Origin of the sequence: Vibrio floridensis (assembly GCF_021852965.1) — a bacterium.
Lineage (GTDB): Bacteria > Pseudomonadota > Gammaproteobacteria > Enterobacterales > Vibrionaceae > Vibrio > Vibrio floridensis.
In genome coordinates, this window is the sequence record NZ_JAKGCY010000003.1 from 235,782 (window position 1) to 255,833 (window position 20,052).

Sequence of the window (20,052 nt, forward strand, 5' to 3'; positions counted from 1 at the left end):
GTTTATTAAGGAAAGAAATAGATGGCAAATCTTTTAATTGTGACTGACCAAGCTAGCGATTGGCAGCAGTATTTCCCATCTGAACAAGTGGTTGATGTTGCCCAATATCTCGACAGTGATTGGCAACACAATCAACGTAGCGTGCAGGTAGTGAACCTGTGTCGCGATTATGGTTACATGAGCAGCGGTTACTATTGTTCGCTGATGGCGGGGGCACGTGGCCACCGAGTCATCCCGACAGTGACAGCCATTAATGACATCACTCAACCGCTGCTGATTTCATCTGGATTCCTCAAGCTCAACAAGTTAGCCAAAGATCAAGACAGCATCAGCTGCAAAATCTACTTTGGCCGTACCGAACACAAAGGCTTAGAGAAACTCGCCCGTCGTCTGTTTGAACAATTTATGGTGCCCGTCATTGAATTAAAAATGACCAAAAATCAGCACCACTGGCAAATCGACTCCGTCGCGCCATTTCCTTTCCAAGAGCTCAGCGATACAGAAGAAAACTTCTTTATTGAGTCGTTGGAGATGTTCTCCAACAAGGTTTGGCGTAAACCCAAACAAGAGAAAAAGTATCGCTACGACATCGCGATGCTGATCGATGAAGAGGAAAAAATGCCCCCTTCGTGCCCTCAAGCGCTGAAACGCTTTAAACGAGCGGCATCGCGTTTGGGGATGAACTTAGAAACCATCTCCAAAGATGAGATTTCTCGTTTGGGTGAGTTTGACGGTTTGTTTATTCGCAGCACCACCAACATCAGTAACTTCACCTATCGTTTTGCCAAAACAGCAGAAAAGCTAGGCTTAATCGTGATGGATGATTCTGAGTCGATCATGAAATGCACCAACAAAGTCTTTCTCACTGAGTTGCTGAAAAACAACAAAGTGCCCGCGCCAGCGAGCGTTATTTTGAAGAACTTTGACCCAGAATGGAAAAGTGATCTGCTCAATGAGCTGGATTTCCCGATGGTGTTGAAGATTCCAGACGGCGCATTCTCACGTGGCGTGGTGAAGGTGCGTAACGAAGAAGAGTTGGAAAAAGAAGCCGCAGCGCTGTTTGAAAAAAGTGAACTGATTTTGGCGCAAGCCTTTATGCCAACCGACTTTGACTGGCGCATTGGCATTTTGAACCGCCAAGCGATTTTCAGCTGTAAATACATGATGAGCCGCGGCCATTGGCAGATCTACCAACACCACAATAGTGGCCGAGTGTCGTCCGGTGGTTTTGAAACCTTGGATTTGAAACAAGTGCCGAAAAACGTGGTTGATGTGGCGCTAAAAGCCGCTAACTTGATTGGTAATGGTCTGTATGGCGTCGATCTTAAGGAAGTGGATGGCCAAGTGTATGTCATTGAGGTGAACGACAACCCAAGTATTGATCATCATGTTGAAGATGCTTTCCTTGGCGATTTACTCTATGACCGCGTGATGACCGAGTTCTTGCGTCGCATTCAAATGCGCGGGTTCTAACATCCAACGTCAATACGCTTTTAAACGCTTTTAATAACACAAAGCCACTCCTCGTGAGTGGCTTTGCTGTTTATATCATGCAGAGCTTAGCCTGGGTGGCCATCCGCTCGCGGCGTCACGAGCATATAACCAAACTTCCAGACAAACAGCGTAAACGCGAATACCCACAACGCGGCACTGATGTCGATCCAGATAAACAGTTGTGCTGGCGCAAAAATGACGCCAAAACTGCGCACCAAAGCCGCGAGGAAGAGTGCGCCAAACGCCAGACTCATATTCGGCCCTTGGTAGATCATTCGTCCGGTGTGCCCCATGGTGACACGTGCAATCATCGCCAGAATAAGCCCAGCCAAAGCCCCAATCGCAAATAAGTGGATTAGGTTGTGTGACGCAAACGGATTATCCAGCAAACCGCGCAACAGCAGACTCAACGGTAAACACAGATAAGCGGCGTGCAACGACCAAACCAACGGCTCACTTAGGGTCAGCCAAGGTTTCCAACGGATAAAGCGCACCAGTTGCGCCACACCCGCGATCACCATCAGCGGCTGGCCAAGTTGTGCCATGGTCACTGGGAAAAAGCTGAGCAAAAACAGCATCACCAAAGGTAAGTTTGCCGCCCAATCGAGCCAAACAATCGGATTGGCTTTTTCAAAGTTAAAGCGACGTGCGGTAAAGAATGGGATCACGCGTGCCCCCATCACCGACAGCAGCAAGGTGAACCACCAGAGCATCGCTTGCCAAACCGCCGAAGAGGTAAATGGCGGCATGCCTTTTATTGTCGCGTAGCTGGCAAAATTAGCACCAATTGCCAACAAAAACAGTGGGACGAAAAAGAGATTACGCCAACCTTTGGCCTGCACCACTCGGCTACCGATTTCAAAGGCCACCAAAGCAAGAAACAGCGCTTCAATACTGGAGGTTAACCACAGCGGCGTTGGCGTCCAAAGCAAAATCCTCGGCAACAGCCACAGCGCCACCAGCAATGCCAAACGATAATGTTTGGTGCCGTTGATGCCCGTCCAGTTTTGTACCGCGGTTAACAGGAACCCAGCCACAATCGCCATCGCAAAACCAAACAGCATTTCATGCACATGCCACCAAAGTCCTGGCACTTGGAGTTGTGTTGGCTGACCGGTTTGAAAAATCCATACCCACACCGCAATAGCGATAATGGCGTACACCGAGCCTAATAAAAAGAAAGGTCGAAAACCCAATCTCAGCCAAGCGGGAATTTTTTCTTCCACTTTTTTGTCAGTAATATTTAGCACGTTTCGCCCCCTCCACATGCTGAGCAAATTCACAACAAATGCAGTGTAGCACTAAAGATGCATTAAAAATACAACTTTAAAAATTTTACCTCTTAGGTATAACGGTCATTAGGAATATGGCTCAAGGAATACAGATGTACATTTTTGGTTATGGCAGCTTAATCAATGCTGCGTCGCGTCAATTGACGGGGCAAACGGGTGAGGCTATCCCGGTGATTGCTCACGGTTTGGTGCGCTATTGGGGCAAAGTCGACGACAGCTACATTCTCTCACCGTTGGTTGTGAACCGTGGCGAGAGCCAAGTGAATGGTGTGCTGCTGGAAATTGATGATCGTGCGCTCGCGGAGTTCGATCGCCGAGAGAGAGGCTACCATCGCATTGAGATTACGCCGGATCAGATAGAAACCGACCACTCATTCAATCGTGCTTATCCCATTTGGGTGTATGTTAAAGACGATCCGCAACCCCCCTGTCCTTCGAGCCCGATCATGCAAACTTATGTCGATACGGTACTCGCGGGATGCTTAGAAATCTCCGAAGCGTTTGCCCAACATTTTGTGCAATACACCGTAGGCTGGCATTTTCCTAAAGAAGACGATCGCCACGCGCCAAAATATGGCAATTTGGCTGGAGTGGAGTCACATCACTATCCGTTGATTGACGCGCTCATAATACAAAAGGGAGCATGATGCTCCCTTAAACAATACGTGCTCGTTGCCGATCAGAACTTGTAACGGCCACCGAAATATAACGCGGTAATATCTACATTGACATCGTTAAATTCTGTTGCGACGCCACGGTAGCCACCTTGCAGCATCCAGCCAGAATCGAACTCATAACCCACTTCAACACCGTAGTTAATACCAGTGTTGCTGTCGGAATCTAGACTTGCAGACTTAAAGTCTTCTTTGGTCAGCTCAAACTCGTAAGAAGTCGATGCAAAGCCTAGTAGACCGCCTACGTAAAAGTTCGAGTTTGCCACATAGTATTTAGGACGAATGTTCAAACCAAACGATGAGAATGACGCTTCAACATCTGCCATCACAACGCCCGCGGTTGAGCTTGCTGCAACTTGACCGAATGTCTTCGAGCCATACAGCACATACTCACCCTCAATACCGATTAAGAAAGAATCTGAAATTTTCTTATCGTAGCCAATTGCAAACTGCACGCCTGCGTCTAGGTCGTAAGAAACTTCGTTGACTTCGTTGATCGATACATCCGCCTTAATCACTTCAAGGCCAACATACCAACCCTGCTTTGGACCTAAGTTCGTTTGTTCAACTTCAGTTGCATTTGCGCCGAATGCAGCGCCCATAGCCAATGCCAAAACCGGCAACATCTTATTCATTATAATTCCTTGTATTTCATACTGTTAAAACCAATAAACAGCGCGGGGATTATAATGAATTTCATTGAGCCAACAAATAGAGCAATTAATAAATGCGACTTAAAACATAGTTTGCAGTTATAAACAGACGAAAACTACTGTTCTATGAATCGCTCAACTCAGACTATAAATGACCCTTTCAAGAACAGTCTGCACGCCCTTGATCAGCCGCTCTCGCCGCTCCTGTTGCGGCATTGAGTGCAAGCAAGTTGGTTTGCTCTGAGATGCTACCGATCACATTCGTAAACTCACTGATCTGCATGACGCCCTCATTGTAGAAAAGGGAACATGATTCTCCCCTATCAACTACACAATTCTCACCCCCGTCGGCATCGCTCTTTCTGGCGTTAAGAGAACACTTTCGCTTTCATCGTCCGTTTCTGCGCACAACAGCATGCATTCTGAGGTTTCTCCACGCATTTTCGCTTTGGCAAGGTTGCACAACACCACCACTTGTTTGCCCATCAGCTCTTCTTCGCTGTAGTACGGCACTAGGCTAGTGACGGTTTGCAGTGTTTTCTCGCCGACATCAATTTGTACGATATAGAGTTTGTCTGCATTCGCATGACGGGCGACTTCAATAATTTTCCCAGTACGAATTTCCAGCTTGGCGAAATCAGCGTAAGCGATCGTTTCCATGTAAGATAACCTCAGTAAAGTTTTACTAAAAAGATAACGTTTACACTATCATTAGAGCCTGATATTACAAGTGGTAAAGATCGCATTTTTAAAATGAAAACTCGCAGTTATTTGCCTAATTTACAGTTCAGAGGTTTAATGAGGGCAGCATAGAAATGAGGTAACACATGGCCACAATTAAAGATGTCGCTCGCGAGGCTGGCGTTTCCATCGCCACCGTCTCACGAGTGATTAATAAATCGCCCAAAGCCAGTAAAGCGTCGATTGAATCCGTCACTCAAGCAATGGCCAAACTGGGCTACCGCCCCAACGCCGCCGCCAAAGCGTTGGTGAGTCAAAGCACCAACACCATGGGCGTATTGGTTGGTGATGTATCGGATCCCTTCTTCGGCACGCTGATCAAAGCCGTCGATGAAGTGGCCCATGAAAATGGCAAGCATCTACTGATTGGCAATGGCTATCACAATGCCGAGGAAGAGCGCAGAGCCATTGAACTGCTGATCAATAGCCGTTGCGACGCACTGGTGATTCACTCGAAAGGCTTGAGCGATGAAGAGTTGCTGTCATACGCGCAAGAAGTGCCAAGCTTAGTGATCATCAATCGTCATATTCCACAAATCGCGCAACGCTGCATTTCCCTCGATAACTACAAAGGGGCCTATTTGGCTACAGAGTATTTGATTCGCCATGGCCACCAACACATTGCCTGCATTTCATCGAGCCACAAAATTGAAGACGCCGACGCGCGCATCGCTGGGTACCTCGCCGCATTAAGAGACAATCACATCGAGCTCTCCAGTGCGTACATAGAACAAGGCGAGCCCAATAGTGATGGTGGGGAAACGGCAATGACTAACCTGCTGACAAAATCTCTGCCGATCACCGGCGTGGTCGCTTACAACGACTACATGGCGGCGGGTGCGCTATCGGTATTGGATGAAAATGGCTTAAAGGTGCCAGAGCAAGTGTCAATGATAGGATTCGATGATGGTTTGATTGCTCGCTATGTCAGCCCTCGCCTCACCACCGTGCGCTATCCAATACAGATGATGGCAGAGAAAGCCGCAAGACTGGCGATCGATTTGGCTCGCCAGCAAGAGGCCGACCACAGCACCATGATCTTCTCACCCACTTTGGTAAGAAGAGATTCTGTGGCCAAGCTCTCTTAGCGTCTTTGCCTCATCAAAGCTTAAATCGCGTCATCTTCTGATCAAGCTGGCGCGACAAATCGGCCAAGGTTTCACTCTCTTCAGCTAAGAAGTTGGCCGCTTGCGACATCTCCATCGCCGCGTCATTGATACCACTGACGTTGCGATTCATCTCCTCTGCCACCGCACTTTGTTCTTCCGCTGCAGTGGCGATCTGCGTTGCTTTATCGCTCACGTGACGAATGTGATCAACGATCAATTGCAAATCCTCTCCTGCGTGTTCCGCTCGAGCGACACTGCTTTGTGCCAGTGATTGGCTTTTCTCCATCGCCTCCACGGCAGAGACGGCTAACTGCTGCAGTTTATTGATGGTGGTTTGTATTTCATCGGTCGATTGATGGGTGCGCCCAGCCAGATTTCGCACTTCATCAGCCACCACCGCAAAACCACGCCCTTGCTCTCCTGCCCTTGCGGCTTCTATCGCGGCATTGAGCGCAAGCAAATTGGTCTGCTCTGAGATACTGCTGATCACATTGGTGAATTCGCTGATCTGCATCACCCCTTCTTTGAGCTTGGCGACCTGATCATTGGCCACTTCGAGTTCAACAGACAGCGACTTAATGCTGTCCACGCTGGAATGCACGTCTTTATCGCCCAAGTTGGCTTCTTTAGTCGCATCCAGCGTATCTCTGGCGGTGTCTTCTGCGTGGCCAGCCACATCAGCCACCGTCGCGCTCATCTCATTCATTGCCGTGGCTAACTGATTCAACTGGTCTCGCTGGCTCAACACCGCTTGGCTGGTCTCTTCCGCTGATGATGCAATGCGCACCGCGGCATCGGCCACCTCGGAAGCAGACTGAACCGATTCAAATAGCGCCTCTCTGACTGAGCCGATACTTTGATTGATGTCCTGTGCCAAGCGGCCAAATTCATCTTTACCCAACACCGCCACTTGAGCGGTTAGATTTCCTGCCGCGACTTGCTTCATACTCTGGCGAATGGCGTTTAGCGGCTCAATCACCGCACGGCTAATCAGCATCCCCAGCGCACTCATGACCAAGGCAATCGCAAGAGTGGCCATGCCCATTTTCAAAATTTGTTGATTCACCGCTGCTTCGATATCGTCCAATAGCATCCCAGAGCCAATGATCCAGCCCCAAGGCGCAAAACCGTGCACCACTGAGAGTTTGTCGGCGGGTTGACCGCGACTGTTTTGCCACAGATAGGTGAGTGAGCCAGTACCCCCCGCTCGGCCTAAATCCACCATGGTGAACCAAAACTGACCATCGCTGCCATTGCCCATCTGCTGACCAACCAACTCAGGTTTGATCGGATGAACCACGGTATTGCGATTTTCATCAATGACAAATAGATAGTTGTTTTCATCAAAACGTGTGGCTGAGATCAACGCCTTGGCCAGATTTTGCGCCTCTGATTTGGCGTATGTTTGGCTGAGTGATTCCACTTGTGAAAACACGGTATGGATCACGGCGTTCAACCGCGCGTGACGCTCAGCAATCAAGTTCGTTTTGAGAGTATTAACGGAGATAAACAGTAGGAGTAGGAATCCTAAAATCCCAACAGCAACAATCATTGCCAGCTTATAGCTGACTTTCATATTTCTTAGCTTCAACATGACGTACCCATCCCGACAGAGATTCTGACTCAGATTTTCAAGGCTGATAGATTTGTTATTTTTATAATTGCTCTTTATAGAATGGTAGAGGGGGAACGCTTTGCCACTGACAACACTGAGTTTGTTAACTGGATCACTAAAAAATATGCAACCAAGAGCATTGATTGTTTTTGAGGAAAGAATGAAAAAGGCTCCAACATGCAGAGCCTTTTATTTAAACATCTAAAAATCAAAATGATAGGAGGTAAAGTAACGATACTCTTCGCCAGGAGAAAGCAGGCAACTGGGTTGTGGCCAATCCGGATGGTTCGGCGAATCAGGCAAAAATTGGGTCTCCAGCGCCAATCCTGCGTAGTCTCGATATTCACTGCCACTGCGGTTTGGTGTGCCTGCCAACCAATTACCCGTGTAGAGCTGAATGGCGGGTTTGTTGGTACAAACAGACAAACGAATCAACTCATCAGGCGAGGTCACACACGCAACGGGCAGAGACACATCGCGCTCTCGTTCAAACAAATAGCTGTGATCATACCCTTTGGCACATTGTTGCTGCTCATCTTGTAGCAAAACTTCACCAATGGCTTTTTCAGTATTGAAATCAAAACTGTTGCCAGAAACCCTTCGCAGCGTACCCAATGGAATGCCAACGTCATTGGTCGGCAAATAGCACGGGGCATTTAATACCAACTTATGCTGCAAGCAATCATGCCCCGATTCCGCCCCCATTAGATTGAAATACGCATGGTTAGTGAGATTCACTGGCGTCACGGCATCGGTTGTTGCCCAGTAACGAATAGTCAGTTGATTCTCGTCGGTCAACTGATACTGCACGTTAACGCTAAGATGGCCGGGAAACCCCTGATCGCCATTTGGAGATTCGAGTGAAAAGGTCACTTCGCTACTTGATTGCGATTCAATATGCCAACGTCGTTTATCAAAACCTTGCGCTCCACCGTGCAAACAGTTCCCCGCTTGGTTTACCGAAACTTGGTACGCCACATCATCAATCGAAAAAAGCCCATTGGCGATGCGATTTGCATAACGCCCGACGGTTACCCCCATGTAACTTGCCTGACGCTCGAAGTTCTGCATCGTCCCCACGCCTAACAGAACTTCTCTTCGCTCCCCGCTCGCCAACGGTAATTGGCAACTTAGCCAAGTCGCGCCAATGTCCATTAAGGTCACAGACATACCCGCACGATTTGACAGTTCCACTAATTGGGCAGGCTGGCCATCAAAGGCTGCCTGCTCAGTCATAGTTTGGTTCAATTGAGCAATCATCCCGCCGTCCTACAGCACTTCAACCAAACCCGCGCCATCTTTGGCTTGGCACACGTAGATGGATTCTTTTAAGCCTGTGGCCGCTTGGTATTTCGCTGCAACGGTGGCTTTCACGTCATCAACCAGCGCTGGTGGTACAAGTGCCACGATACAGCCACCAAAGCCACCGCCAGTCATGCGCACACCGCCTTGGTCGCCAATCACCTCTTTGACGATCTCCACCAGCGTATCGATCTCTTTTACCGTGATTTCGAAATCATCGCGCATTGAGGCATGAGACTCAGCCATCAGCTCGCCCATACGCTTCATGTCATGTGCTCGCAGCGCTTGCGCCGCTTCCACTGTACGATCGTTTTCTGTGATGACGTGACGGGCACGTTTTGCCACCATTTCATCCAGCTCAGCAACTTTCTCGTTGAACTGCTCAATCGTCACATCGCGCAGCGCTTTCACACCGAAAATGCGCGCCGCTTCTTCACATTGCTGACGACGAGTGTTGTATTCACTGTCGACCAAACCACGCTTTTTATTCGAGTTGATGATCACGACAGCCATCTCTTCTGGCATCGAAACCGATTCCGTTTCTAAGCTACGGCAATCCAATAGCATCGCGTGATTTTCACGTCCTTCCGCTGAAATCATTTGGTCCATGATGCCGCAGTTACAACCGACGAACTCGTTCTCGGCTTGCTGACCGTTTAACGCGATTTCCGCTTGGCTGATCTCAAGATTGAACAGCACTTTGAACGTCTGGCCAATCACCACTTCCAACGCCGCCGATGAGCTCAAACCCGCACCTTGAGGCACGTTGCCGCTGACTGAAATATCCGCTCCTGTGAACGAGTAACCGCGTGCAAGAAGGCACTTCACCACGCCGCGAATGTAGTTCGCCCACATTTTGTCTTGCTGGAAAGTAATGGCTTGCGTGATATCGAACTCGTCCACTGCGTTGCCGTAATCGACTGAAACCACACGCACGATATTGTCTTCACGCTTTGCTGCTGCCACCACGGTTTGGTAGTTAATGGCACATGGCAACACAAAACCATCGTTGTAGTCGGTGTGCTCACCAATCAGGTTGACACGACCAGGCGCTTGAATGATGTGGCTTGGCGCGTAACCCAGCACTTGTTCAAAAGCGGTTTTCACATTTTGGATAAGTTCAGACATAGGGACGTTCTCTTAAAATAGTAATTTGCTGTGGGATAGCGCGTTGAGCCTAACTTCTATCTGTAAAATCGCGCTATCCCGTTATTCGTAATCAGTCCAATTTAAAGACTTAGCATTCTTTGTAGTGGACATCACTCACATCACGCAGACGCTGTGCCGCCTGCTCTGCGGTGAGATCGCGTTGGCTTTCTGCCAGCATTTCGTAACCGACCATAAACTTGCGAATCGTCGCACTGCGCAGGAGTGGCGGATAGAAAAGTGCATGAAGTTGCCAATGGTCGATGTCGGTGCCTTGGTCAAAAAACGGCGCGTAGTGCCAGCCCATTGAGTATGGAAATGAGCACTGGAATAAGTTGTCGTAACGGCTGGTCAGCTTCTTGATCGCTCGCGCTAAATCATCTCGTTGCTCATCGCTAAGTTCACTCATACGGCGAATGTGCGTTTTCGGCAGCAGCATGGTTTCGAATGGCCACGCCGCCCAGTAAGGCACGACGGCCAACCAGTGCTCGGTTTCCACCACGATGCGCGAGCCATCTTTGAGTTCTGCTTGCACGTAATCCACCAGCAAGTTGCTGCCGTGTTCTTGGTAATACGCTTTTAGGTTGTGCTCTTTGCGCTCAATTTCATTGGGTAAGAAGCTGTTCGCCCAGATTTGACCATGTGGGTGCGGCTGAGAACAGCCCATGGTTTCGCCTTTGTTCTCGAATGCTTGAACCCAAACGTACTCTTTGCCGAGCTCTTCAATTTGTTCGTTCCAGGTCTCAATCACGCCGCGGATTTTTTCCACTGGTAGCTCAGGTAAGGTTTTGCTGTGATCTGGAGAGAAGCAAATCACTCGACTCAAACCGCGCACACCTTGGGTTTTGAAGAGCGGGTTGTCTGACTCCGGCGCATCCGGTGAGTCCACCATCAAAGCAGCAAAATCGTTCTTAAACACGTAAGTGCCTTGGTAATCTGGATTAACATCGCCAGAGACGCGTTCGTTGGTCGGACACAAGAAACACTTTTCATCATAACTTGGCAGTTCATCAATGGCCGGTTTTTCATCGGCACCGCTCCAAGGGCGTTTTGCACGATGAGGCGAAACCAAAACCCACTGCCCCGTGAGTGGATTAAAACGACGGTGTGGGTGATCCACAGGGTTAAACTCAACATTCGACATATGACTTACTCAACTCTTCAAAAATCTTCAAACTCAGCTTCCCAACACCGTGAGAAGCACAGATGACAACGCGGTGGCTGCCATTACGCAGGGGAATAGCCATTACGCAGGGGAATAGCCATTAGGGTTATTTGACTGCCAGTTCCACGTATCGGCAGTCATTTCCGCCACCGAGCGTGTTGCCTTCCAGCCAAGTTCACGCTCGGCTTTTTCTGTGCTTGCCCAGCATTCGGCAATGTCACCCGGACGACGCGGGCATAACTCGTAAGGCACCGGTTTACCGCAAGCGGCCGCGAACGCCTCCACCATCTCAAGCACGCTAGAGCCTTTGCCTGTACCTAAGTTGTAAATGTGCAAACCCGAGGTTTTCCCCACCGATTTCAATGCGGCGATGTGGCCGTCGGCCAGATCCATCACATGGATGTAATCGCGCACGCCAGTGCCGTCGGGGGTTGGATAGTCGTCGCCAAATACCGAGAGTTTTTCACGGCGACCAACGGCCACTTGGGCGATAAACGGCATCAAGTTGTTGGGAATGCCTTGTGGGTCTTCCCCCATGCTGCCCGATGGGTGCGCGCCAACCGGGTTGAAGTAACGCAATAAGGTGATGCTCCAGTCAGTTTCTGCGTGGAACAAATCACTTAAACACTGCTCCACCATGTATTTACTGCGCCCGTATGGGTTGGTGGTTGCGCCCGTGGGCGAATCTTCGGTGATCGGTACCACTTGTGGGTCACCGTAAACCGTTGCCGATGAACTAAAGACAATGCTTTTCACCCCAGCTTTGCGCATGCAGCGCGCCAGTACCAAAGAGCCATTGACGTTGTTGTCGTAGTACTCGAGTGGTTTTGCCACCGATTCGCCAACCGCTTTGAGGCCAGCAAAGTGGATCACCGCTTGAATATCATGCTTGGCGAACACGGAGTCTAAAAAGGCTTCATCACGAATGTCACCTTGGTAGAAGGTTGGTTGCTTACCCGTGAGCGCTTCAATACGACTTAACACGTCCACCTTCGCATTGCATAAGTTGTCGACAATGATCGGTTCCATACCGGCCGCCATCATCTGCACACATGTATGGCTACCGATGTAACCCATGCCACCTGTCACTAAAACGTTCACCCTTGCCTCTCCTGATCTCAAATTTGCTCAATGGCTTTGCTTACTTAAAAGCTTACCAAGCATGTTGGATCGGGTTCCGTGATCCAATTCGCAAAGTGTAAACGTTTTCACTAATTTTAATAAACAATCCTTTTTACACTGAGATTTAGTGAAAGACATTCCACCACACAGCGAGTGTGCCAGTATCATAAAAACACTCACGGCTCGATTTTTACTAAAAAAACGGATGCATCACGCAGCCTCTTGATTACAATAGAGAACAGATGAATTCACTCAGCACAGTGCGCTGTGCCAACAGGAAGAAAAATGGCTACGTTAAAAGATATTGCCACGGAAGCGGGCGTTTCCCTGGCCACGGTGTCGCGAGTGCTCAATGAAGACCCGACTCTGAGTGTCAAAGAAGAGACCAAACACCGCATCTTAGAAATTGCGGAGAAATTGGAATACCGCACCAGCAGCGCGAAAAAGAACAGTGTTGCCGCCGTGCCGGCACATCATTTCCTAGCATTGTACAACTACAAGCCAGAAGCTGAGATTAATGATCCTTACTATCTCTCCATTCGCCATGGCATTGAAACCCAGTGTGAAAAACTCGGCATCGATTTAACCAACTGCTACGACAGCAAAATCGACCCCGACGTAAAAAAGATCACCGGTGTCCTTATGGTTGGCAAAACCACGCCTGCCGCGATGTTGCGCGCCAGCAAGATGACCGACAACATCTGCTATCTCGATTTTAGCGATGACAACGGCGACTTCGACAGCGTGGATATTGATCTGGTAAAAATCAGTAAAGAAGTAACCGATTTCTTTATCAGCCAAGGTTTTGATCGCATTGGTTTTATTGGCGGTCAAGACGAACCCGGCCAAGCCGACATTCGCGAAATGGCGTTTGCCGAGTATGGGCAACTCAAAGGCGTGGTCAACGAGTCAGACATTTATCGCGGTGATTTTTCTAGCGCTTCTGGTTACAAACTGGCGCAAGCGATGTTGGAAAAGGGCAACTATCCGAAGGCGCTGTTTATCGCTTCCGATTCCATCGCGATTGGCGTGCTGCGTGCTTTGCTCGAACATGGGCTCAACATTCCTCGCGACGTTTCACTGATCAGTGTCAACGACATTCCCAATGCCAGATTCACTTTCCCTCCTCTCTCGACGGTGAGAATTCACTCAGAAATGATGGGCATTCAAGGCGTTAACTTATTGGTGGAAAAAGCGCGTGATGGCCGAGCACTGCCGCTTAAAGTGTATGTGCCAAGCAAGCTCAAGCTAAGAGGAACGACGCAGGAGAGGAGCCAAACATGAACCACGAGCAACTGCTTAAAGAGCTGGAAGAAAACGCCTGTCTTGATCTGCATAAACTCTATTACTCCAACCCAGATAAGCGCTTTTATGCTCTGCTGGCGGAGCTTTACCAGTTACGCAAACAACATGGGCTGACTACACGCTTATCTCCCTACGTCACGGAAATTGAATCTCTGACCAAAGCGCTCAGTCTGACCATAGAACGAAGTCTCACCGATGAGCAAAAGGGTCACACCGTGACACCAGAGCAGTTTGACCACTTAGTTGAAACGCTCGACTTTAACCAAAGGGCCCACCGCATGAGTCGTTTTATTTTAACCAAAGATAACCACAAAGCGTTTAGTAAACCGGTGGAGCTGGTGATGTACGGCGATTCCATCACCGAGTGGGGCCCTTGGCACGATGCTTTTTCTGGTTTTCAAGTCGCGAATCGCGGGCTCGCGGGGGACACCACCGCAGGCATGCTTGAACGCATTGACACCACGTTGGTGTGTCAGCCGAAACTGGTGTGCATCATGGCGGGGATTAACGATTTAGCGCAGGGCTACTCGGTACAGCAAGTCGTGGAAAATTACCGTCGAATACTGGCCATTTGGCAAGAACAGGGCATTGAAGTGTGGGTGCAGTCCACGCTGTATGTGGGCGAGCGAATGTCATCATTGAACCCACTGGTCAGCGAGTTAAATCGTCAATTAGGGCAAATATGTCAGGCGCAATCACTGCGTTTTATCGATCTCAACGCCACACTCTGCCCAGAGCAGACACTGCCTCTTGATTGCAGTTGCGATGACTTACACCTCAACTCGCACGCTTACACGCAATGGCTTTCTGTGCTCACGCCAATGCTGGATGCTCATTTCGCTGCGGCATAAAGCAGTGACACCATTTTTATCCAAAGCACGCTGAGCGTGCTTTCTTTTTATCTCTATTTTTCAATAGCTAAAGTTCAAATCCTATCTCATTCACTGCTGTTTTTCCTCTTCACCTCCCCCCCTATCAACCACGCAAAAGCCGCTCAATCTGGTTAAACATTATTCTTTAACTCGGATCACACCTTTCACTCTTCCCCACGTAGAATTCGTGATCAGGTTAAAGTAAAACGTTTTCACCAATTTTATTTAGTAAAAGTTTTACTAATATATTTCCCAAATATCCAAATCTCTATTTAACAGAACGTCGGCGGATCCTTTGATCGAAGTCGCCGAGGGGAGAAAAAACGTGAACAACTGGGAAAACTTCCTCCATTTACATGAGAACAGAATGGCGCCGCGTGCGTACTTCTTCTCCTATGATACCGTTCAACAAGCTCAAACCTTTCAGCGTGAGTTGAGCAGCCGCTTTATGCTGCTAAGTGGTCAGTGGCAATTTCATTACTTCAGCAACCCAATGCTGGTGCCTGATGAGTTTTACTCACAAACCATGAGCGATTGGGGGCACATTACCGTACCCAACATGTGGCAAATGGAAGGCCACGGCGATCTTCAATACACCGACGAAGGTTTCCCATTCCCAATTGACGTGCCTTTTGTTCCCACCGACAACCCAACGGGCGCTTATCAACGCACTTTCACTTTGGGCCCTCAATGGGACGACAAACAAACCATCATCAAGTTCGATGGCGTGGAAACCTACTTCGAGGTGTACGTCAACGGCCACTATGTCGGCTTTAGTAAAGGCAGCCGTCTTACTGCGGAGTTCGACATTTCTGCCCACGCACAACCAGGTGAAAACTTGCTCTCTGTGCGTGTGATGCAATGGGCCGATTCGACTTACATTGAAGACCAAGACATGTGGTGGACGGCGGGGATCTTCCGTGATGTTTACCTTGTCGGCAAAGAGCCGGTTCACGTCCAAGATCTGACTGTTCGTACTGATTTCGCCGACGATTACCAAAGTGCGACGCTCAGCGCTCAGGTCGAATTGGAAAATCTTTCTACCGCTATCGCGTCTGACTACACGCTGGAATACGCGCTGCATGACAAAGGCACTGTCGTAGCCAGCGGTCAATGCGATTCACTGACTATCCAAAACCGCCATTCAGCCAGCTTCGCCATTGATATGGTGAACCCAACGCATTGGACAGCAGAAAACCCTTACCTTTACCACTTGTTCATTACCTTAAAAGATCACCAAGGCAAGGTCGTGGAAGTGATCCCACAACGCGTGGGTTTCCGTGACATCAAAGTGCGTGACGGCCTGTTCTACATCAACAACCAATACGTGATGCTGCATGGGGTCAACCGTCATGACAACGACCACCTAAAAGGTCGTGCAGTAGGCATGGACCGCGTGGAAAAAGATCTGATGTTGATGAAGCAGCACAACATCAACTCAGTTCGCACCGCGCACTACCCGAACGACCCACGCTTCTACGAGCTGTGTGATATTTACGGCCTGTTTGTGATGGCAGAAACCGATGTGGAAACCCACGGCTTTGCCAACGTTGGCGACCTCAGCCGCATCACCAACGATCCAGCATGGGAAGCGGTGTTTGTTGATCGCGCAGTGCGCCATGTGCACGCACAGAAAAACCACCCATCGATCATCATGTGGTCACTCGGCAATGAGTCTGGCTACGGTTGTAATATCCGCGCCATGTACGCCGCAACCAAAGCCCTTGATGACACCCGTTTGGTGCACTACGAAGAAGACCGCGATGCCGAAGTGGTGGATGTGATTTCCACTATGTACTCGCGTGCACAACTGATGAATTACTTTGGCGAACACCCACACGAGAAACCACGCATCATCTGCGAATACGCCCACGCGATGGGTAACGGGCCGGGTGGTCTCACCGAATACCAAAACGTGTTTTACGCGCATGACCACATTCAAGGTCACTACGTGTGGGAGTGGTGTGATCACGGCATTCTAGCGCGTGATGAACACGGTCAAGAGTTCTACAAATACGGCGGCGATTACGGCGATTACCCAAACAACTACAACTTCTGTATGGATGGTCTGATTTACCCAGATCAAACCCCAGGCCCAGGCCTGAAAGAATACAAGCAAGTGATTGCGCCGGTGAAAATCCGCGCCGTTGAGGGTTGCCATGACCGCTTCATCGTTGAGAACAAACTGTGGTTCACCAATCTCGATGACTACACCATCACCGCTGAAATTCGCGCCGAAGGCGACACCTTGCGTAGCGTGCCGTTTAAAGTCGAAGCACTGGCCGCCAACAGCGCTCGTGAAGTGAGCATCGACTTGCCAGAATTGGATGAGCGCGAAGCCTTCATTAACTTTACGGTACGTAAAGACAGCCGTACCTTGTATAGCGAGGCCAACCACGACATCGCGGTGTACCAGTTCCAACTGAAAGAAAACACCGCCACGTTGCCTGCGTTAGTCAACCACAATGTTCAACCATTGGTGCTTGAAGAAAGCCGCCTAGAGCACGTGATCACAGGTCATAACTTCACGCTCATTTTCTCGAAAGTAAACGGCAAACTGACCTCCTGGCGTGTGAATGGTGAAGAATTGATTCAATCAGAGCCAAGATTGAACTTCTTTAAGCCAATGATTGATAACCACAAACAAGAATACGAAGGGTTGTGGCACCCTGCGCATCTGCAAATCATGCAAGAGCACTTCCGTACGCTGAGCGTGGATGCGAGCGACGATGCCATTCTGATCACCACCACCAGCATTGTGGCACCACCCGTGTTTGATTTTGGCATGCGTTGTACCTATCGCTACCAAATCAACGAGCAAGGCCATTTGAACGTGGAACTGAGTGGCGAGCGCTATGGCGACTACCCTCACGTGATTCCGGTCATTGGTTTGGATTTAGGCATTAACGGTCGCTTTGACCAAGTGAGTTACTACGGTCGCGGCCCTGAAGAGAACTATCAAGACAGCCGCCAAGCTAACCTCATTGATGTTTACCACACCAACGTGGCGGACATGTTCGAGAACTACCCGTTCCCGCAAAACAACGGCAACCGCCAGCACGTGCGTTGGGCATCGCTCACCAACCGTCATGGCACAGGGTTATTGGTGAAACCTCAGCAAGAAATCAACTTCAGTGCGTGGTTCTACACCAACCAAAACCTGCATCAAGCACAACATACGATTGAGCTAGAAAAGAGTGGCTACATCACCCTTAACCTTGACCATCAAGTAATGGGCTTGGGTTCAAACTCTTGGGGCAGTGAAGTGCTCGACTCTTACCGCGTGTATATGGATGCGTTCCGCTACGGCCTCACTCTGATGCCATTGCAAGCAGGCGATTGCAGCGCGCAAGTCATGGCAAACCATGATTTCGACAACGCATTTTTCACTTCAACCGATACCAAAATCGTTAACGAGGCGTAACCCATGATCGTGTTAGACAGCTTAGAGCAATTCAAACAGGTATATCGCAACGGTCGTAAATGGAACCGCTGCGTGGAGGCGATTAATAACCTCAACCATATCAAACCGGGGGTGATGCATTCGATTGGTGATTCCTTGGTTTATATGCTGGTGGAAGGCAGCTCTCAAAGCTGTGAAACCTTTACCGGAAACCGTCGTTACTTTGATGTGCATTACTACCTCGAAGGCGGCGAAACCGTAGAGTTTGCCGCCAAATCCGAACTCGAGACCGTGACCCCTTATCGCGATGAAACCGATCGCGAGCAACTGCAAGGCCAAGGAGAAACGCGCCAACTACAACAAGGTCAAGTGGCCATTTTTGAAAACGACAAAGCCTACCGTTTTTGCGGCAACCAAGCGGTGAAAAAGGTGGTGCTGAAAGTGACGATAGAGGATGGCTATTTCCTCAATAAATAAACACTGCCACGGCAGAAAATAGAGCAATAAAGATAAATAAAGACGAGAGCGACAGCATGAACTGTCGCTCCACCCTACAAAATAACGTGCCTCTTCGGAGAAAAAACATGTCTGATACTAAACGGAACACCATAGGTAAATTCGGCCTCTTGTCCCTGACATTTGCCGCTGTGTTTAGCTTCAATAACGTCATTAACAACAACATCGAGATCGGGCTGGCGTCAGCACCGATGTTCTTCTTAGCGACCATTTTTTACTTCATCCCTTTCTGTTTGATCATCGCGGAATTCGTTTCGCTCAATAAAAACTCCGAAGCGGGAGTTTACGCTTGGGTGAAAAGTTCATTGGGCGGCCGTTGGGCTTTCATCTCCGCTTACACCTACTGGTTTGTTAACCTGTTTTTCTTTACCTCGTTGCTGCCGCGCGTCATCGCCTATGCGTCTTACGCGTTTTTAGGCTACGAGTACATTCTTACCCCGTTTGCCACCACCGCATTGAGCATGCTGTTGTTCGCTTTTGCCACTTACGTCTCCACCAATGGTGCGAAAATGTTGGGTCCCATCACTTCAGTAACCTCTTCACTGATGCTGCTCCTAACGCTCTCTTACATCTTGCTCTCCGGCGCTGCTCTGCTAGGTGGCGTGCAACCGGCAGACCCAATCACAGTGGAAGCGATGGTGCCAGAATTTAGCTGGGCCTTCCTCGGCATTACCACGTGGATCTTCATGGCTGCCGGCGGCGCGGAATCGGTCGCGGTCTACGTCAACGATGTAAAAGGCGGCTCAAAATCGTTCGTCAAAGTGATCATCGTGGCTGGCATCTTCATCGGTGTGCTTTACTCGGTTGCTTCCGTGTTGATTAACGTGTTTGTTTCCAGCAGCGAGCTGAAATTCACTGGCGGCTCCGTGCAAGTGTTTGAAGGGTTAGCGAGCTACTTTGGCTTACCTGAAATTATGATGAATCGCTTTGTCGGTTTGGTTTCGTTCACCGCGATGTTTGGCTCGCTACTGATGTGGACCGCAACCCCAGTGAAGATCTTCTTCTCTGAGATTCCAGAAGGCATCTTTGGTAAGAAAACGGTGGAACTGAATGAAAACGGCGTGCCAGCGCGTGCCGCTTGGATTCAATACGCCATCGTTCTACCGCTCATGGTGATCCCAACATTGGGCTCAGACACCGCGCAAGATCTGATGAACACCGTGATCAACATGACCGCCGCTGCCTCAATGCTGCCACCGCTGTTCATCATGCTGGCGTATCTGAATCTGCGTCTCAAGCTCGACCATCTCGAGCGCGATTTCAAAATGGGTTCTCGTATGACGGGGATTGTCGCAGTCTCGATTCTGATTGGCATCTTCACGGTTGGATTCTTGGCATCCACCTTCCCAACCGGGGCCGACATCATGACCATCATCTTCTACAACGTTGGCGGCATTGTGATTTTCCTTGGCTTTGCTTGGTGGAAATACAGCCAGTACGAAAAGTCACTCAACAGTGAAGAACGCGCGAAAGAGGCCAGCCCAAGCGCCGTCCTTCCATAAATGACACTCAACCAGTCTGGTTGATGACCGAAAACTTGGGCAGAGAAAAACACTCTGCCCTTCACCCTGCCCGCCCCCATAACAACTCTAATGGCTGGCAGATTATTTTCATTCACTGATCCATTTTTTTGTTTTACTGCA

General features: G+C 49.3%; 16 protein-coding genes and 1 pseudogene. 8 read left to right on the forward strand and 9 right to left on the reverse strand.

Annotated elements, in window-relative coordinates:
- Nucleotides 1-21: 21 nt before the first annotated feature.
- Nucleotides 22-1,473 carry a RimK family protein gene (locus tag LZU85_RS07390; RefSeq protein WP_176298856.1) on the forward strand — a complete coding sequence of 484 codons (1,452 nt, stop codon included), beginning with the start codon at nt 22-24 and terminating at the stop codon, nt 1,471-1,473.
- 86 nt (nt 1,474-1,559) lie between these two features.
- On the opposite strand, the gene LZU85_RS07395 is transcribed toward LZU85_RS07390, so the two are convergent.
- The gene (locus tag LZU85_RS07395) at nt 1,560-2,744 is read right to left on the reverse strand and encodes an NnrS family protein (RefSeq protein ID WP_085761304.1); all 1,185 of its coding nucleotides are present in this window, start codon (nt 2,742-2,744) and stop codon (nt 1,560-1,562) included.
- A gap of 134 nt (nt 2,745-2,878) precedes the next feature.
- Between LZU85_RS07395 and LZU85_RS07400 the strand changes: the two genes are divergently transcribed.
- The gene (locus LZU85_RS07400; RefSeq protein WP_176298858.1) at nt 2,879-3,433 is read left to right on the forward strand and encodes a gamma-glutamylcyclotransferase family protein; all 555 of its coding nucleotides are present in this window, start codon (nt 2,879-2,881) and stop codon (nt 3,431-3,433) included.
- Between the two features lie 32 nt (nt 3,434-3,465).
- Here the strand turns inward: LZU85_RS07400 and LZU85_RS07405 are convergent, their stop codons facing one another.
- The 3 genes and pseudogenes from LZU85_RS07405 to LZU85_RS07415 form a co-directional block, all read right to left on the reverse strand.
- Entirely contained in the window at nt 3,466-4,095 is a 630-nt protein-coding gene (locus tag LZU85_RS07405; protein WP_176298859.1) for an outer membrane beta-barrel protein, read from the reverse strand.
- Nucleotides 4,096-4,288: 193 nt separating this feature from the next.
- Nucleotides 4,289-4,405 (reverse strand): annotated as a pseudogene (locus tag LZU85_RS07410) (methyl-accepting chemotaxis protein); the annotation flags it as partial.
- 35 nt (nt 4,406-4,440) lie between these two features.
- Complete coding sequence (locus LZU85_RS07415; protein WP_011151020.1) at nt 4,441-4,773, reverse strand: tRNA-binding protein; 333 nt, start codon at nt 4,771-4,773, stop codon at nt 4,441-4,443.
- Nucleotides 4,774-4,940: 167 nt separating this feature from the next.
- On the opposite strand from LZU85_RS07415, the gene LZU85_RS07420 reads away from it, so the two are divergent.
- Complete coding sequence (locus LZU85_RS07420) at nt 4,941-5,942, forward strand: substrate-binding domain-containing protein (RefSeq protein ID WP_011151022.1); 1,002 nt, start codon at nt 4,941-4,943, stop codon at nt 5,940-5,942.
- 13 nt (nt 5,943-5,955) lie between these two features.
- Here LZU85_RS07420 and LZU85_RS07425 read toward each other — a convergent pair whose 3' ends face one another.
- From LZU85_RS07425 to galE, 5 genes are all read right to left on the reverse strand, one after another.
- The gene (locus LZU85_RS07425; protein ID WP_061058860.1) at nt 5,956-7,557 is read right to left on the reverse strand and encodes a methyl-accepting chemotaxis protein; all 1,602 of its coding nucleotides are present in this window, start codon (nt 7,555-7,557) and stop codon (nt 5,956-5,958) included.
- Nucleotides 7,558-7,779: 222 nt separating this feature from the next.
- Nucleotides 7,780-8,838 carry a galactose-1-epimerase gene (gene galM / locus LZU85_RS07430; RefSeq protein ID WP_237286802.1) on the reverse strand — a complete coding sequence of 353 codons (1,059 nt, stop codon included), beginning with the start codon at nt 8,836-8,838 and terminating at the stop codon, nt 7,780-7,782.
- Nucleotides 8,839-8,847: 9 nt separating this feature from the next.
- Entirely contained in the window at nt 8,848-10,008 is a 1,161-nt protein-coding gene (gene galK / locus LZU85_RS07435; RefSeq protein WP_080536584.1) for a galactokinase, read from the reverse strand.
- 109 nt (nt 10,009-10,117) lie between these two features.
- A complete protein-coding gene (locus tag LZU85_RS07440; RefSeq protein ID WP_130252690.1) occupies nt 10,118-11,170 on the reverse strand; it encodes a UDP-glucose--hexose-1-phosphate uridylyltransferase in 1,053 nt (350 codons plus the stop codon).
- Nucleotides 11,171-11,272: 102 nt separating this feature from the next.
- Nucleotides 11,273-12,292, reverse strand: coding sequence for a UDP-glucose 4-epimerase GalE (galE, locus tag LZU85_RS07445; protein ID WP_237286803.1), 1,020 nt, complete (start codon nt 12,290-12,292; stop codon nt 11,273-11,275).
- Between the two features lie 306 nt (nt 12,293-12,598).
- On the opposite strand from galE, the gene ebgR reads away from it, so the two are divergent.
- From ebgR to LZU85_RS07470, 5 genes are all read left to right on the forward strand, one after another.
- Complete coding sequence (gene ebgR, locus LZU85_RS07450) at nt 12,599-13,597, forward strand: transcriptional regulator EbgR (protein WP_237286804.1); 999 nt, start codon at nt 12,599-12,601, stop codon at nt 13,595-13,597.
- Nucleotides 13,594-14,469 (forward strand): SGNH/GDSL hydrolase family protein, encoded by an 876-nt coding sequence (locus tag LZU85_RS07455; RefSeq protein WP_237286805.1) that lies wholly within the window; start codon nt 13,594-13,596, stop codon nt 14,467-14,469. The genes ebgR and LZU85_RS07455 overlap by 4 nt, the downstream gene beginning before the upstream one ends.
- A 346-nt stretch (nt 14,470-14,815) precedes the next feature.
- On the forward strand, nt 14,816-17,914 hold the full coding sequence (gene ebgA, locus LZU85_RS07460; RefSeq protein WP_237286806.1) for a beta-galactosidase subunit alpha: 3,099 nt from the start codon (nt 14,816-14,818) through the stop codon (nt 17,912-17,914).
- 3 nt (nt 17,915-17,917) lie between these two features.
- Nucleotides 17,918-18,370, forward strand: a complete 453-nt coding sequence (locus LZU85_RS07465) for a beta-galactosidase subunit beta (protein WP_039447065.1) — start codon at nt 17,918-17,920, stop codon at nt 18,368-18,370.
- Between the two features lie 107 nt (nt 18,371-18,477).
- Nucleotides 18,478-19,911 carry an amino acid permease gene (locus LZU85_RS07470; RefSeq protein ID WP_011079676.1) on the forward strand — a complete coding sequence of 478 codons (1,434 nt, stop codon included), beginning with the start codon at nt 18,478-18,480 and terminating at the stop codon, nt 19,909-19,911.
- The last annotated feature ends 141 nt before the right edge of the window (nt 19,912-20,052 follow it).

Bases quoted from the DNA above. Each gene is read 5' to 3' on its own strand.
- LZU85_RS07390 (WP_176298856.1), top strand. From the start codon at position 22: ATGGCAAATCTTTTAATTGTGACTGACCAAGCTAGCGATTGGCAGCAG.
- LZU85_RS07400 (WP_176298858.1), top strand. From the start codon at position 2,879: ATGTACATTTTTGGTTATGGCAGCTTAATCAATGCTGCGTCGCGTCAA.
- LZU85_RS07405 (WP_176298859.1), bottom strand. From the start codon at position 4,095: ATGAATAAGATGTTGCCGGTTTTGGCATTGGCTATGGGCGCTGCATTC.
- LZU85_RS07415 (WP_011151020.1), bottom strand. From the start codon at position 4,773: ATGGAAACGATCGCTTACGCTGATTTCGCCAAGCTGGAAATTCGTACT.
- LZU85_RS07420 (WP_011151022.1), top strand. From the start codon at position 4,941: ATGGCCACAATTAAAGATGTCGCTCGCGAGGCTGGCGTTTCCATCGCC.
- LZU85_RS07425 (WP_061058860.1), bottom strand. From the start codon at position 7,557: ATGTTGAAGCTAAGAAATATGAAAGTCAGCTATAAGCTGGCAATGATT.
- galM (WP_237286802.1), bottom strand. From the start codon at position 8,838: ATGATTGCTCAATTGAACCAAACTATGACTGAGCAGGCAGCCTTTGAT.
- galK (WP_080536584.1), bottom strand. From the start codon at position 10,008: ATGTCTGAACTTATCCAAAATGTGAAAACCGCTTTTGAACAAGTGCTG.
- LZU85_RS07440 (WP_130252690.1), bottom strand. From the start codon at position 11,170: ATGTCGAATGTTGAGTTTAACCCTGTGGATCACCCACACCGTCGTTTT.
- ebgR (WP_237286804.1), top strand. From the start codon at position 12,599: ATGGCTACGTTAAAAGATATTGCCACGGAAGCGGGCGTTTCCCTGGCC.
- LZU85_RS07455 (WP_237286805.1), top strand. From the start codon at position 13,594: ATGAACCACGAGCAACTGCTTAAAGAGCTGGAAGAAAACGCCTGTCTT.
- LZU85_RS07465 (WP_039447065.1), top strand. From the start codon at position 17,918: ATGATCGTGTTAGACAGCTTAGAGCAATTCAAACAGGTATATCGCAAC.
- LZU85_RS07470 (WP_011079676.1), top strand. From the start codon at position 18,478: ATGTCTGATACTAAACGGAACACCATAGGTAAATTCGGCCTCTTGTCC.